The organism is Devosia sp. Root413D1, assembly GCF_001425235.1.
In the GTDB taxonomy this organism is placed as follows: domain Bacteria; phylum Pseudomonadota; class Alphaproteobacteria; order Rhizobiales; family Devosiaceae; genus Devosia_A.
This window is the reverse complement of record NZ_LMEA01000007.1, coordinates 705,453-719,423: the sequence shown is the minus strand read 5'-3', so window position 1 is coordinate 719,423 and position 13,971 is coordinate 705,453. Positions and strand designations below refer to the sequence as shown.

The following is a 13,971-nucleotide window of genomic DNA, read 5'->3' as shown; positions in this document are numbered from 1 at the left end:
CGCAAAGTGATCCAGGCCATTGTATTCTTCCCGCTCGTCGGGGCCCTGATCGCGGGTTTGCTGGGCCGCATCATCGGTCACCGCACCAGCGAGTACATCACCACCGGGCTGCTGATCGCCGCCGCCGTGTTGAGCTGGATCGTCTTCGCCCAGTACTGGTTCGCGCCGGCAGCGGTCGAAGGCGCACACGGCGCCGAGCATGCCGCGACCAAGGTCGAAGTGATGCGCTGGATCGTCTCCGGTGCGCTCGACCTGCGCTGGGTGCTGCGTGTCGATACGCTGACCGCGGTGATGCTGGTGGTGGTGACCACCGTTTCGAGCCTCGTCCACCTCTATTCGATCGGCTACATGGCCGATGATCCGCACCGTTCGCGGTTCTTCGCCTACCTGTCGCTGTTCACCTTCGCCATGCTGATGCTGGTGACCGCCGACAACTTCCTGCAGATGTTCTTCGGCTGGGAAGGCGTGGGTCTCGCGTCGTATCTGCTGATCGGCTTCTGGTACACGCGGCCTTCGGCCAATGCGGCGGCGATGAAGGCGTTCGTCGTCAACCGCGTCGGCGACTTCGGCTTTGCGCTCGGCATCTTTGCGGCCTTCGTGGTGCTCGGACATCTGGATTTCGACGGCGCCTTCCATGCGGTCGAGGCGAACAAGGACCTGACCGTCCGCTTCCTCAGCTGGGATCTGCACGCCATGACCGTGGTGTGTCTGCTGCTGTTCATGGGCGCCATGGGCAAGTCGGCGCAGTTCCTGCTTCACACCTGGCTGCCGGACGCCATGGAAGGCCCGACCCCCGTGTCGGCGCTGATCCATGCCGCGACCATGGTGACGGCCGGCGTGTTCATGGTGGCCCGCTTCTCGCCGCTGTTCGAAGCCTCCGAGCTCGCCATGACCGTGGTCATGCTGGTCGGCGCGCTGACCGCATTCTTCGCGGCGACGGTTGGCCTGGTGCAGAACGACATCAAGCGTGTCATCGCCTATTCGACCTGTTCGCAGCTCGGCTACATGTTCGTGGCGCTGGGGGCAGGGGTCTATTCGGTGGGTATCTTCCACCTCTTCACCCACGCCTTCTTCAAGGCGCTGCTGTTCCTGGGCGCCGGCTCGGTCATCCACGCGATGCACCATGAGCAGGACATGCGGAACATGGGTGGGCTCAGGAAGAAGATCCCGATCACCTACTGGATGATGATCATCGGCACGCTGGCACTCACCGGCGTCGGCATCCCGGGCACACCGCTGGGCTTCGCCGGGTTCTTCTCGAAAGACGGCATCATCGAAGTCGCTTACGCGGCGGGTGGTTCGACCGGTTACATCGGCTTCTGGGCCCTGGTGATCGCGGCCATGTTCACCAGCTTCTACTCGTGGCGCCTGATCCACCTGACCTTCCACGGCGAGCCGCGTGGCCAGCATCACGGGCACGGTGCGCACGCGGCGCATGATGACCATGCCCATGCCGACCACGCGCACGACGATCACGGGCATCACGGCAGCGCCTATGACAACGCGCATGAGAGCCCCAATGTCATGCTGGTGCCGCTCTACGTGCTGGCCGCCGGTGCGGTGCTGGCGGGCGTGGTGTTCAACGATCTGTTCTTCGGCCATGCCGAGCATATCGAGCATTTCTTCCAGGGCTCGCTCGTCGTCTCCGAAGAGCTGCTCGAGGCCGCACACGGCGTGCCGATCTGGGTGAAGTGGTCGGCGACCATCGCCATGGTGCTCGGCTTTGCCGCGGCCTACCAGATGTACATCCGCGATCCGGCGGCGCCGAAGCGGCTGGCGCACTCCAACCCGGGGCTCTACCTGTTCCTCTTGAACAAGTGGTATTTCGACGAGCTCTACGACCGCATCTTCGTCAAGCCGGCGCTCTGGCTGGGCAATGCCCTGTGGAAGGGTTTTGACGACATGCTGATCGACAAGACCATCACCGAGGGCCTTGGCAATCGCGTCAAGGACATCACCGGCAAGGTGGTGAAGCTGCAGTCCGGCTACCTCTATCACTATGCTTTCGCCATGCTTATCGGTATCGCGGCGCTGCTCACCTGGGCCATCGCCGCCGGGGGACTTCTTGGATGATCTTCAGTGACCACCTTCTGACGTTCATCACTTTCCTGCCGACGGCGGGCGCGCTGCTGCTGCTGTTCGTCGGCGGTCGCGACGAGGCTGCCAACAACCTGGCGCGCTATATCGCGCTCGGCGTGACGCTGCTGACGGCTGCCCTCAGCCTCTGGCTCTGGTACCTGTTCGACGCATCGAATACCGGCTTCCAGTTCGTTGAAGTGTGGGCGTTCAGCGACTCGATCGGCTACCGCATGGGCGTCGACGGCATCTCGGTGCTGTTCATCCCGCTGACCGCGGTACTGATGCCTGCCGTGATCCTCTCGAGCTTTGGCTCCATCACCAAGCGGGTGAAGGAGTACCTGATCGTCTTCCTGATCCTCGAGACGTTCATGATCGGCGCCTTCGCGACGCTCGATCTGGCGATGTTCTACGTGTTCTTCGAGGGCACGCTGATCCCGATGTTCCTGATCATCGGTATCTGGGGCGGGGCGCGGCGCATCCAGGCGACCTACAAGTTCTTCTTTTACAGCTTCACCGGCACGGTGCTGATGCTGATCGCCATCATGGCGATGTACTGGCAGGCCGGCACACTCGATATCGCCAAGCTCCTGACCTTCAAGTTCCCGCCCGAGGTGCAGACCTGGCTGTGGATCGGTTTCTTCGCCTCGTTCGCGGTGAAGATGCCGATGTGGCCGTTCCACCGCTGGCTGCCGGAAGCGCACGTCGAAGCGCCGACGGGAGGCTCGGTGATCCTGGCCGCGATCCTCCTGAAGCTTGGCGGCTACGGCTTCATCCGCTTCTCGATCTCGATGTTCCCTGATGCCTCGCACCAGTTCGCGAACTTCGTGTTCGTCCTGTCGATCGCGGCGATCATCATCACCTCGCTCGTCGCGCTGGTGCAGACCGATATCAAGAAGCTGATCGCCTATTCGTCGGTTGCCCATATGGGCTTCGTGACGATGGGTATCTTCACCGGCAACATCTACGGCATCCACGGCGCGATCTTCCAGATGATCTCGCACGGTATCGTCTCGGCCGCGCTCTTCTTCTGCGTCGGCGTGGTCTACGACCGGATGCACACGCGTGAGATCGATGCCTATGGTGGGCTGGTGTCGCCGATGCCGCGCTACGCCGTGGTGTTCATGGTGTTCACCATGGCCAATGTCGGCCTGCCGGGCACCTCGGGCTTCGTCGGTGAATTCCTCACCATGCTGGCGGCCTTCCAGGCCAATACCTGGGTGGCGTTCTTTGCGGCGTTCGGCGTGATCCTGTCGGCAGCCTATGCGCTCTGGCTCTATCGCCGGGTGATCTTCGGCGCCTTCACCAAGGAATCGCTAAAGGGCATTCTCGATCTCGACCGGCGCGAAGCCATCGTGCTGGTGCCGCTGGTGCTCCTCACCATTCTCTTCGGCTTCTATCCCGCCCCGATCCTCGATGCGACTGCCGCCTCGGTGAACCTCGTCGCGGAAAACTTCGCCAACGCCATTGGTGCCGCACCGCAAGCGGTTGCCGCGGCGACCGGCCATTAGGAGACGGGCATGCTGTCCGACGTCACGAGCTTCGCTTCGCTCGCCCCCGCCTATCCGGAACTGCTGCTGGCCGTAGGCGCCATCGTGGTGCTGCTGGTCTCGCTGTTCTGGAAGGGCATCAGCTCGACGGCGGTGTCGATCGTCGCCATCGTGCTGCTCCTCGTGGTGCTGGCGGTGCTGCTGCTGCAGCCGGCGACCGGTGTGCTGTTCAACGGCGTGTTCATCGTCGACGGCTTTGCCCGCTACATGAAGGCGCTGGTGCTGGGCGGTGCGGCGGCGACGCTGCTGATCTCGCTGTCGAACAGCAAGGAGCACGGCATCGACAAGTTCGAGTACGCCGTGCTGGTGCTGCTGGCGACGCTGGGCATGATGATCATGGTTTCGGCCAATGATCTGATGAGCCTCTATATCGGCCTCGAGCTGCAGAGCCTGGCGCTCTATGTCGTCGCGGCGATGAAGCGCGAAGACAAGAAGGCCACCGAGGCCGGCATCAAGTATTTCGTGCTCGGTGCGCTGTCGTCCGGCATGCTGCTCTATGGCGCCTCGCTGGTCTATGGCTTCACCGGCACGACGCAGATCGACCAGATCGTCGCCGCCATCACGCTCGACAGCCGCTCGATCGGCCTGATTTTCGGCATGGTGTTCCTGCTCGCCGGTATCGCCTTCAAGATCTCGGCCGTGCCGTTCCATATGTGGACGCCGGACGTCTACGAAGGCGCGCCCACCCCGGTCACCGCGTTCTTTGCGGCTGCTCCGAAGGTTGCGGCGATGGCGCTGTTCATCCGCGTCACCACGGTCAGCTTCGCGCCGATCACCCATGATTGGCAGCAGATCGTCATCTTCCTCTCCATCGCCTCGATGGTGCTCGCCGCCTTCGCCGCGATCGGGCAGAACAACCTCAAGCGCCTCCTGGCCTATTCATCGATCGGCCATGTCGGCTTCGCGCTGGTTGGCCTTTCTTCCGGCACTGAGGCCGGCGTCGAGGGCGTTGCCGTCTATATGGCGATCTACATCGCCATGACGGTGGGCATTTTTGCCTGCGTGCTGGCGCTCAGGACCGAGAACGGCCCGGTCGAGACGATTTCCGAGCTTGCCGGGCTGGCGCAGAAGCGGCCGTTCGTCGCCGCCATCATCGCCATCCTGATGTTCTCGCTGATCGGGCTGCCGCCGCTGGCCGGGTTCTTCGCCAAGTGGCAGGTGTTCCTCGCCGCGGTCGAACAGAACCTGTTCATCCTCGCGGTGATCGGCGTCCTCGCTTCGGCGGTGAGCGCGTTCTATTACCTGCGGATCGTCAAGGTGATGTATTTCGACGAGCCGGTGGCGCAATTTGCCGCCGTGCCGGGCGAATTGAACGTGGTCATGGCCGGCATCGGCTTCCTGATCGTCACCTATTTCGTCACGGTGGGTTCGCCGCTGACCGCGGCTGCCAGTATTGCGGCCGGAAGCCTGTTCTAGTGGCAGGATTCTGGCTTGGGTCCAGGGCGGTCTCCCGCGGCTACAGGCTGAACGGCTTCGACAGCGTCGGTTCGACCTCGACCGAGGCGGCGAGGGCTGCCCAGGCCGGTGATATCGGCGATGTCTGGTTCTGCGCATTGCAGCAGAGCGCCGGTCGCGGCCGGCGCGGCCGACCGTGGCAATCGCCACACGGCAACCTTGCCGCCAGCCTGCTGGTGGTTCCCGATGTCGATCCGGCGATTGCCGCGACGCTCGGCTTCGTTGCCGGCGTGTCGCTGAACCAGGCTCTTGCTGGTATCGTGCCAGCTGGCCTGCTGAGAACCGGCATTGACGGCGCCGACATGGCCAACGGACGCATCGCGCTCAAGTGGCCCAATGACGTACTGGCCGACGGCGCCAAGCTCGCCGGCATTCTGCTCGAAGCGCACAAGCGCCCCGATGGCAGCATGGCCATCGTGGTCGGCATCGGCGTCAATGTGGTCGAGGCCCCCGAGGGCCTGCCATACCCGGCAACGTCGCTGCGCGCCCTCGGGCTCGATACTTCGGCAGAGACCGTGTTCGGCGCGCTGTCGGATGCCTGGGTCGATGCCGTGGAACTCTGGGACCGGGGTAGGGGCGTGACCCAGGTGCTTGAGCTGTGGCGCCGTTCGGCCGCCGGGATCGGCGCCGAAGTCGCGGTGAACCGCGATGGCGACATCGTGCGCGGCATTTTTGAAACAATCGACGAGAGCGGACGACTGATCGTTCGCGCCAATGACAACAGCCGAATTGCCATCACCGCCGGTGATGTGCATTTCGGCACGACCGCAAGCGTTAGGAACTGATCATGGCAAAGCCGAGACCCGATGAGCTCGTGTTCGTGCCGCTAGGCGGCGTGGGCGAGATCGGCATGAACATGGGCGCTTACGGCTTCGGGCCGGAGCGCGGCCGCAAGTGGATCGTGGTCGATTGCGGCGTCACCTTCGCCGGACCGCAGGAGCCGGGGGTCGAGCTGATCCTGCCCGATCCGGCCTTCCTCGAGGAGAATGCCGACGACATCCTGGCGCTGATCCTCACCCATAGCCACGAAGACCACTACGGCGCCGTGCTCGACCTGTGGCCGGCGTTCGATCGGCCGGTCTATGCCACCGCCTTCACTGAGGCGATGCTGAGCGCCAAGCGAGAGTCCGAGGGCATCGTCGAGGATATCGAAGTGAAGCCGATGCGGGTGGGCAAGCCCTTCACCGTCGGCCCCTTCACCATCGAGGCGATCAACGTCGCCCACTCGATCCCCGAGAGCTGTGCGCTCCTGATCACCACGCCGGTCGGTCGGGTCATCCATACCGGCGACTGGAAGCTCGACCCGCACCCGGTGGGCGGCCCGCCGACCGATGTCGGCCGCTTCGCCCGGATCGGTGAGGACCGTTCGACCCCGATTGCGCTGATCTGCGATTCCACCAACGCGATGAAGGACGGCACCAGCCCGTCCGAGGACGAGGTCGCGTCGACGCTCGAGGCGCTGATTGCTTCGTCGACGCACCGCGTCGCCGTCACCACCTTCGCCTCCAATGTCGGCCGGGTGATTTCGGTGGCCCGCGCCGCGCAGAAGGCCGGCCGCAAGGTGGTGATGTCGGGCAGGGCGCTGCACCGGATCAGCGGCATCGCGCGCGAACTCGGTATGCTGGAGGGGATCGATCCGTTCCTCGACCAGAACGAGTACAAGTCGCTGCCGCGCTCCAAGGTGGTGCTGCTGTGCACCGGCAGCCAGGGCGAGGCGCGCGCCGCCATCGCTCGCATTGCCCGCGAGGAGCACCCTGAGATTTCGCTCAATGCCGGCGACCGGGTAATCTTCTCGTCCTGGGCGATCCCGGGCAACGAGCGCGAAGTCATCGACATCCAGAACATGCTGATCGACCGCGGCGTCGACGTCATCACCCAGACGCACGGGCTGGTGCACACCACCGGCCACCCGCGCCGCGAGGAGCTGAAGCGGCTCTACGACCTGATCAAGCCCGAAGTGCTGGTGCCGGTACATGGCGAGGCTGCGCATCTCGAGGCGCATGCGCTGCTCGGCCGGCAGCATGGCATCGAGACGGTCGTTCACGCTCGCAACGGCGACATGGTGCGGCTGTTCCCGAACACCACGCAATTCCCCGGCGAGATTCGCGTCGGTCAGCTCTATCTCGACGGCAACGTGCTCTGCACGCCCGAGGAGAGCGGCGTGAAGGGGCGCCGCCGGCTCAGCTTCGGCGGCCATATCGTGGTCAGCCTCTGCGTCAATGCTTCGGGCCAGGTGCTGGCCGGACCGGAAACGGTGATCGAAGGTCTGCCGGATGTTGAGGATGACGATGAGTCGCTGCCCGATCTCGTCCGTCGTGCGGTAACAGGTACGCTCAAGTCGATTCCGCCCAAGCGCCGCAATGACCCTGAGCTGGTCAACACGGCGCTGCAGCGGGCGGTCCGCAGCGAGGTTTCGTCCTACTGGGGCCGCAAACCCAATGTAACGGTGTTCGTACACCGAGTCTGAGGCTCGCCATGCAAGTCGGAACGTTCCTCGCGATCTTCTTCGTCACCTGGTGGATCTGCCTGTTCCTGGTGCTGCCGTTCAAGGTGCGCAACCAGGTCGACGCGGGCGAGTGGATCGAGGGGACGGAGCGCGGGGCGCCGGCGGGAATTCTCCGGTTGTGGCCAAAGCTGCTGATCACCACCGTGCTCGCGGCTGTTGTCACCGGGTTGCTGCTGTGGGGGCTGACCGCCCCGTGGCTGCAGGAATACTGGCGGTAGGCTGGGGCGGGCACACGGTTTCCACGCACTCAGTGTCATCCCAGCGAAAGCTGGGACCCAACTCGCAGCCCGCGCAGGTGGATAGATGGGTCCCAGCTTTCGTTGGGATGACAGCCGGTGGGTGAGGAGGGGGCTAGCTTCCCTTTGTCTTCGTTCTCTTCCTCGTCTTCACCTTCGGCAGCGCATGCGCATAGGCCATCTCCAGCGCGGCCTTCAGCTCCTCGGCTGACAGCCTTGCCAGTATCGCCGTGGTCCAGCCCTGGCGACCCCAGCCATTGTCGATCGGTACGAACGCCTCGGGCGCCAGCATCGCCTTGAACTCCTGCTCGTCGGGCGTGAGTTTCAGGTTGGCGGTGAGCCCGTCGGCCGCGAGGGTGGCGTAGGTGCGGGCGACCTTGAAAGCCTGCCGATCGAAGTGCGGCGCCTCGGTCGTGCCGTCGAGCGCCAATGCAATTGCCCTGAAGTCAGAAGAAGTTGTCATCGATTCTTCATCCGCAAATGAAAAAAGCAGGGCCGGAGCCCTGCTTTGTAAAGTTTCTCGACAATACGCTGGTCTTAGGCACACGGTTAGGTGGCTGCCAACGCTCCTCCCTTGACGTTGTCGACGTCCGGCAACTTGCGGTTGCCTGTGTTCTTATGGCGACGGACCCTAACAACTGAATCTGGGGCTGCCAAGCGGATTCTGCATGGCAGCCATCGCATTTTTACATAGTATTCAAGTCATCATTTGGTAGGCCGCTCAGACTGCGCAAAAGTGCCGCAGAGCCAAGCGTTTGCCTAAGTTTCGCGCGCTTTTGCGGGCTCCACTTTGCCCCGCTTTGCGCTATAGGGATCGCAATTCCGAATCCGGCGCCATCGAGGACCGTACATGCGTTTGAGCCGTTACTTCCTGCCCCTCCTGAAGGAGACGCCGAAAGAGGCCGAGATCGTCTCGCACCAGCTGATGCTGCGCGCCGGCATGATCAAGCAGCAGGCCGCCGGGAGCTACTCCTGGCTGCCGCTCGGCTTCAAGGTGCTGAACAAGATCATCCGCATCATCGAAGAGGAGCAGAACCGCTCGGGCGCCGTGCAGCTGTTGATGCCGACCATCCAGTCGGCGGACCTGTGGAAGGAATCCGGCCGCTACGACGCGTATGGCAAGGAGATGCTGCGCCTCGAGGACCGGCACGAGCGCGACATGCTGTTCGGGCCGACCAATGAGGAGGTGATCACCGACATCTTCCGCACCTACGTGAAGTCCTACAAGGACCTGCCGCTGAACCTCTACCACATCCAGTGGAAGTTCCGCGACGAGGTGCGCCCGCGTTTCGGCACCATGCGCTCGCGCGAATTCCTGATGAAGGACGCCTACTCGTTCGATCTCGACGAGGCCGGCGCGACGCAGGCCTTCTACCGGATGTTCGTGGCCTACCTCAGGACCTTCCACCGCATGGGCCTCGTCGGGGTGCCGATGCGCGCCGATGCCGGGCCGATCGGCGGCGACTTGAGCTACGAGTTCCACGTGCTGGCCGAGACCGGCGAGAGCGCGGTGTTCCTCGACAAGCGCCTGGTGGACAAGCCGATCCCTGACATCGACATCGATTTCCGCAGCGACCTGACGCCGATCTTCAAGGATTGGACGTCGCTGTTCGCCGCCACCGATGAAATGACCGACGAAGCCGGCTTCAAGGCCGCGGTCGAGCCCGAGCATCAGCTCGCGGCCCGTGGCATCGAGGTTGGCCACATCTTCTTTTTCGGCACCAAGTATTCCAAGCCGATGAAGGCGACCGTGACCAACCAGGAAGGGCAGGCGGTTGAGGTGCAGATGGGCAGCTATGGCATCGGCCCGACCCGGCTGGTGCCTGCCATTATCGAAGCCTCGCATGATGATGCCGGCATCATCTGGCCGGTCAGCGTCGCGCCGTTCGAGGCCGTGGTGATCAACCTCAAGGTCGGCGACGCGGAGAGCGACCGGGCGTCCGAACGGCTCTACGACGATCTGACGCGCGAGGGCATCGATGTGCTGCTCGACGATCGCGACCAGGGCGCCGGCGGCAAGTTCGCCGCGGCCGACCTGATCGGCATCCCGTACCAGCTGATCGTCGGGCCGCGCGGCCTCAAGGATGGCGTGGTCGAAATCAAGCACCGCAAGTCGGGCGAGCGCGAAACGCTGTCGATCGAAGAAGCCGTCGGCCGGCTCAAGTCGCTGATCGTGCCGCAGCGGCGGGATAGCGTTTGAGCGTTTCCCCGCCTATCGCGGCGAAGCGGACAGGGCCGTTCTCGCGCTTCGAGTTCCTGGTGGCGGGCCGCTATCTGCGCGCCCGCCGCAAGGAGAAGTTCGCCTCGGTCATCGCGGTCCTGACGCTGTTGGGCGTGGTGCTGGGCGTTGCGACGCTGATCGTCGTGATGTCGGTGATGAACGGGTTTCGCACCGAGCTCCTGGGCAAGATCCTTGGCCTCAACGGCCATTTCGTGGTGCAGACCGCGGGTACGGGCTTCGACGGCTACGACGATGTGGTGACGCGCCTCGAAGGCGTCGAAGGCGTGCGCTACGCCATCCCCTATGTCGAGGGACAGGCGCTTGCCTCGGGCAATGCCAGCGCCACCGGCGTGGTGGTCCGCGGCATCAGCGAGGCCTCGCTGGCCAAGCTCGACCTGCTGCGCGAGGGCGCGGTGCTGGGCGGCTGGGACCAGTGGGATGGCAGCCAGGGCGTCGCCATCGGTCAGCGGCTGTCGGAGCGGCTGGGCGTGTCGCTGGGCGACCAGATCACCATCATCAACCCCAATGGCACGCCGACGCCGTTCGGCATGACACCAGCGGAACTGTCGCTGCCGGTGAACGTCATCTTCAATATCGGCATGCCCGAATATGACAGCTTCTATGTCTACCTGCCGATGCAGGAGGCGCAGGTCTATTTCCGGCTGTTCGAGGACAAGCTGAAGCCCGGGGTGCAGATGCCCGGGGTGATGGCGACCGACGAAGAGATCGATGCTGCCTATGAGCGTGCCTACAAGGTGAGCGGCGTCGAGGTTTTCGTCGCCGATCCCGACAACATTGCCGGGATGCGCGGCAAGCTGCAGGCGGCGCTGGACGGCGACTTCACCATCACCGACTGGCAGCAGCGCAACGCCACGTTCTTTTCCGCCCTGCAGGTGGAGCGGGTGGTGATGTTCGTCATCCTGTCGTTGATTATTCTCGTCGCCGCCTTCAACATCATCGCCAGCCTCGTGATGCTGGTGAAGGACAAGGGGCCTGACATCGCGGTGCTCAGAACCATGGGCGCGACGCGCGGCTCGATCCTCCGCATCTTTTCGATGACCGGTTTCGCCATCGGGCTGTCGGGAACCTTGCTTGGCCTGATCCTGGGGTTGGTGTTCGCGATCAACGTCGAAGCGATCCGCTCCACTGTCTCCAACCTCCTCAACATCTCGATCTTTCCGCCCGAGCTGTTCCTGATGTCGGCCCTGCCGTCGCGGGTCGATCCGGGTGAGGTGACGGTGGTGGTGCTGTTGTCGCTGGGCTTAACTTTCCTCGCAACCCTCTATCCGGCCTGGCGGGCGGCACGGCTCGATCCGATCGAGGGGTTGAACCAATGACCGATCGCGCCCCGGCTTCCGATCCCGGCCCGTTCTCGCGCTTCGAGTTCCTGGTGGCCGGCCGTTACCTGCGGGCCCGGCGGCGCGACCGCTTCGTCTCGGTGATCGCCGCGCTGACACTGACCGGTATTGCACTTGGGGTGGCGGCCTTGATCGTCGTGACCTCGGTGATGAACGGTTTTAATGCCGAGATCGTCAGCAAGCTGCTCGGCCTCAACGGCCACTTCTCGGCCTATCCGATCGAGGCGCGCTTCACCGACTACGAGAAGTCGGCGTTCCAGATTCAGAGCGTCGACGGGGTGGTCGCCGCGATCCCGTTTGTCGAGGGGCAGGCGCTGGCCTCCGGCGCCAAGGCCGATGCCACCGGGGCGATCGTCCGCGGTATCTCGCTGGACTCGGTCGAGAAGCTGAAGCTGCTGCATGACGGGGCGATCCTCGGGCACTGGGATGGCTGGGACGACGGCAACGGTGTCGCCATCGGGCGGCGCCTGGCCGAAAAGCTCAAGGTCAATATCGGCGACACCGTAACCCTGTTGAGCCCGGACGCATCGGGGTTGCAGAGCGGCGCCCGGCCGCGCACCCGGTCGTTCCCGGTGCAGGTGATCTTCGATCTCGGGATGACCGAGTTCGACAGTTTCTACCTCTACATGCCGCTCAGGCCGGCGCAGGACTATCTCGAGATGTTCGACCGGGTGCTGAAGCCCAATGCGAGCGTGCCACCGGTCGACGCGGACGAGGCTGACCGCGAGGCGGCGTATGACCGGATCTATCGCGCCACGGCGATCGAGGTGTTCATCGCCGATCCGAACGCGCTCGATGCGATGCGGCTGAAGATCGGCCAAGAGATCGAACGGCCGTTGATCCTCTCGGACTGGCGCCAGCAGCACCAGAACTTCTTCGATGCGCTGCAGACCCAGGGCAGCGTGATGTTCGTCATCCTGTCGATGATCGTTGTCGTCGCGGCGTTCAACATCATCTCCAGCCTGATCATGCTGGTGAAGGACAAGGGCACCGATATCGCGGTGCTGCGCACCATGGGCGCGACGCGCGGCTCGATCATGCGAATCTTCGGCATTGCGGGCGTGGCGATCGGCGTCGGCGGCACGCTGCTCGGCCTGGCGCTGGGGCTGGTGATTGCCGCCAATGCCGAGGCGATCCGAGCGTGCCTTTCGAGCGTGCTCGGCTTCACCATCTTTCCGCCCGAGGTGTTCTTCCTGTCCTCGCTGCCGAGCCGCACCAACCCATCCGAAGTGATCGCCATCGTTGCCGTCGCCATGGGCTTGTCCTTCCTTGCGACGCTCTATCCCGCCTGGCGCGCCGCCCAATACGATCCTGTCGAGGCCCTTCGCTATGAGTGATGTCCACCTGAAGCTCGCCAAGGTGCATCGCCATTACGGCGAGGGCGCCACGCTGGTGCGGGTGCTCGAGGCAGCCGACCTCGAGGTCAAGGGCGGCGAGCTCGTCGCGATCGTCGCGCCGTCGGGCGCCGGCAAGTCGACGCTGCTGCATATTTCGGGGCTGCTGGAGCGGCCGCAGGGCGGCGAGGTCGAGATCACCGGCGTGCCGACCAGCAAGCTCAACGAACGCGGCCGCACCGTGCTGCGCCGCGATACCATCGGCTACGTCTACCAGTTCCATCACCTCTTGCCGGAATTCTCGGCGCTCGAGAACGTCACCATGCCGCAGCTGATTGCCGGGCGGGACCGTGCGGCGGCCGAGAAGCGGGCCATGCAGCTGCTCGATATCCTCGGCATCGCGCCGCGGGCCCAGCATCGACCGGCCGAACTGTCGGGCGGCGAGCAGCAGCGCGTCGCCATCGCCCGCGCTGCGGCCAACCATCCGCGGATCATCCTCGCGGACGAACCCACCGGCAACCTCGACCCGGCGACCAGCGACGTGGTGTTCGAAGCGCTTGCCGCGCTGATCCGGGAAGAAGGCGCCGCAGCGCTGATCGCCACGCACAACCATGAGCTGGCGCGCCGGGCCAACCGGATCGTGACGCTGCGCGGCGGGCTGATCGAGCCGATCACGCTGTAGGCCGCTTGCGATCCAAACGGGAGGGAGGGTCGGCCACCAACTCGCCTCCCCACCGGCTGTCATCCCAGCTTTCGCTGGGATGACACCGAGTGGGTGGAACGAACGGTGTGGTCCTCCCCCCTCTAGCCGTCCGTCCGGACCTCGTCCTCATCGCCCTCGCTGGCGCGCCGCAAGCGCTCACGGTCGAGCAGGCTGTTTACCCGGGTCCTGAGGCCGCGGATCTGTCGGGCCTGGCGCTCATTGGTGTCCCGGAGCTGGCGGATGCGGGTCTCGGCTGCTTCCTGGTGGTTGATGTCCCACTCCCGCACCCGACGGACCACTACCTTGGTTTCAGGTGGCGGTTCGAGCAGCGTGTCCCAATCGGTCCCCAGCGACGCGACCAGCTTGTGTGCGGCGAGCGCGGCGGAGTCGCGTTCGCCTGGTTGGTCCGACCCGAGCAGCTTCAGGATGCGGACGAGTTTCTTGCGGGTGCGGGCATCTATCGCCATGGCCGAAGGGGTAACCGCATCGCTACGCGAAATCCAGCCGCCTCACTTCTCCCATCATGGGAGAA

12 protein-coding genes are annotated in these 13,971 nt (G+C 64.4%); 10 read left to right on the top strand and 2 right to left on the bottom strand.

Annotated elements, in window-relative coordinates:
* Positions 1-6: 6 nt before the first annotated feature.
* Genes nuoL through ASC89_RS08350 form a run of 6 tightly spaced genes read left to right on the top strand, consistent with a single transcriptional unit; the run spans position 7 to position 7,805 of the window.
* Complete coding sequence (gene nuoL / locus ASC89_RS08375; RefSeq protein WP_055996649.1) at positions 7-2,073, top strand: NADH-quinone oxidoreductase subunit L; 2,067 nt, start codon at positions 7-9, stop codon at positions 2,071-2,073.
* Complete coding sequence (locus ASC89_RS08370; RefSeq protein ID WP_055996646.1) at positions 2,070-3,587, top strand: NADH-quinone oxidoreductase subunit M; 1,518 nt, start codon at positions 2,070-2,072, stop codon at positions 3,585-3,587. Before nuoL ends, ASC89_RS08370 begins: the two co-directional genes overlap by 4 nt.
* Before the next feature lie 9 nt (positions 3,588-3,596).
* A complete protein-coding gene (gene nuoN / locus ASC89_RS08365) occupies positions 3,597-5,042 on the top strand; it encodes an NADH-quinone oxidoreductase subunit NuoN (protein WP_055881631.1) in 1,446 nt (481 codons plus the stop codon).
* The gene (locus tag ASC89_RS08360) at positions 5,042-5,866 is read left to right on the top strand and encodes a biotin--[acetyl-CoA-carboxylase] ligase (RefSeq protein ID WP_055996643.1); all 825 of its coding nucleotides are present in this window, start codon (positions 5,042-5,044) and stop codon (positions 5,864-5,866) included. Before nuoN ends, ASC89_RS08360 begins: the two co-directional genes overlap by 1 nt.
* Positions 5,867-5,868: 2 nt before the next feature.
* Positions 5,869-7,548: a ribonuclease J gene (locus tag ASC89_RS08355; protein ID WP_055881625.1), complete on the top strand. Its 1,680-nt coding sequence runs from the start codon at positions 5,869-5,871 to the stop codon at positions 7,546-7,548.
* Positions 7,549-7,556: 8 nt separating this feature from the next.
* On the top strand, positions 7,557-7,805 hold the full coding sequence (locus ASC89_RS08350; RefSeq protein ID WP_055881622.1) for a DUF1467 family protein: 249 nt from the start codon (positions 7,557-7,559) through the stop codon (positions 7,803-7,805).
* Between the two features lie 133 nt (positions 7,806-7,938).
* On the opposite strand, the gene ASC89_RS08345 is transcribed toward ASC89_RS08350, so the two are convergent.
* Positions 7,939-8,286 carry an MmcQ/YjbR family DNA-binding protein gene (locus ASC89_RS08345; RefSeq protein WP_055881619.1) on the bottom strand — a complete coding sequence of 116 codons (348 nt, stop codon included), beginning with the start codon at positions 8,284-8,286 and terminating at the stop codon, positions 7,939-7,941.
* Between the two features lie 387 nt (positions 8,287-8,673).
* On the opposite strand from ASC89_RS08345, the gene proS reads away from it, so the two are divergent.
* The 4 genes from proS to ASC89_RS08325 are packed head-to-tail and all read left to right on the top strand — an operon-like array spanning position 8,674 to position 13,418.
* Positions 8,674-10,023: a proline--tRNA ligase gene (gene proS / locus ASC89_RS08340; protein WP_055881614.1), complete on the top strand. Its 1,350-nt coding sequence runs from the start codon at positions 8,674-8,676 to the stop codon at positions 10,021-10,023.
* Positions 10,020-11,381, top strand: coding sequence for an ABC transporter permease (locus ASC89_RS08335; RefSeq protein ID WP_055881611.1), 1,362 nt, complete (start codon positions 10,020-10,022; stop codon positions 11,379-11,381). Before proS ends, ASC89_RS08335 begins: the two co-directional genes overlap by 4 nt.
* The gene (locus ASC89_RS08330) at positions 11,378-12,739 is read left to right on the top strand and encodes an ABC transporter permease (protein ID WP_055996636.1); all 1,362 of its coding nucleotides are present in this window, start codon (positions 11,378-11,380) and stop codon (positions 12,737-12,739) included. Before ASC89_RS08335 ends, ASC89_RS08330 begins: the two co-directional genes overlap by 4 nt.
* Positions 12,732-13,418, top strand: coding sequence for an ABC transporter ATP-binding protein (locus tag ASC89_RS08325; protein ID WP_055881605.1), 687 nt, complete (start codon positions 12,732-12,734; stop codon positions 13,416-13,418). The genes ASC89_RS08330 and ASC89_RS08325 overlap by 8 nt, the downstream gene beginning before the upstream one ends.
* A 122-nt stretch (positions 13,419-13,540) precedes the next feature.
* Here the strand turns inward: ASC89_RS08325 and ASC89_RS08320 are convergent, their stop codons facing one another.
* On the bottom strand, positions 13,541-13,906 hold the full coding sequence (locus ASC89_RS08320; RefSeq protein ID WP_055881601.1) for a hypothetical protein: 366 nt from the start codon (positions 13,904-13,906) through the stop codon (positions 13,541-13,543).
* Between the last annotated feature and the right edge of the window lie 65 nt (positions 13,907-13,971).

Excerpts from the sequence above, each read along its gene's own strand:
- ASC89_RS08370 (WP_055996646.1), top strand. The coding sequence starts at position 2,070 with ATGATCTTCAGTGACCACCTTCTGACGTTCATCACTTTCCTGCCGACG.
- ASC89_RS08320 (WP_055881601.1), bottom strand. The coding sequence starts at position 13,906 with ATGGCGATAGATGCCCGCACCCGCAAGAAACTCGTCCGCATCCTGAAG.
- nuoN (WP_055881631.1), top strand. The coding sequence starts at position 3,597 with ATGCTGTCCGACGTCACGAGCTTCGCTTCGCTCGCCCCCGCCTATCCG.
- proS (WP_055881614.1), top strand. The coding sequence starts at position 8,674 with ATGCGTTTGAGCCGTTACTTCCTGCCCCTCCTGAAGGAGACGCCGAAA.
- ASC89_RS08345 (WP_055881619.1), bottom strand. The coding sequence starts at position 8,286 with ATGACAACTTCTTCTGACTTCAGGGCAATTGCATTGGCGCTCGACGGC.
- ASC89_RS08330 (WP_055996636.1), top strand. The coding sequence starts at position 11,378 with ATGACCGATCGCGCCCCGGCTTCCGATCCCGGCCCGTTCTCGCGCTTC.
- ASC89_RS08355 (WP_055881625.1), top strand. The coding sequence starts at position 5,869 with ATGGCAAAGCCGAGACCCGATGAGCTCGTGTTCGTGCCGCTAGGCGGC.
- ASC89_RS08350 (WP_055881622.1), top strand. The coding sequence starts at position 7,557 with ATGCAAGTCGGAACGTTCCTCGCGATCTTCTTCGTCACCTGGTGGATC.
- ASC89_RS08325 (WP_055881605.1), top strand. The coding sequence starts at position 12,732 with ATGAGTGATGTCCACCTGAAGCTCGCCAAGGTGCATCGCCATTACGGC.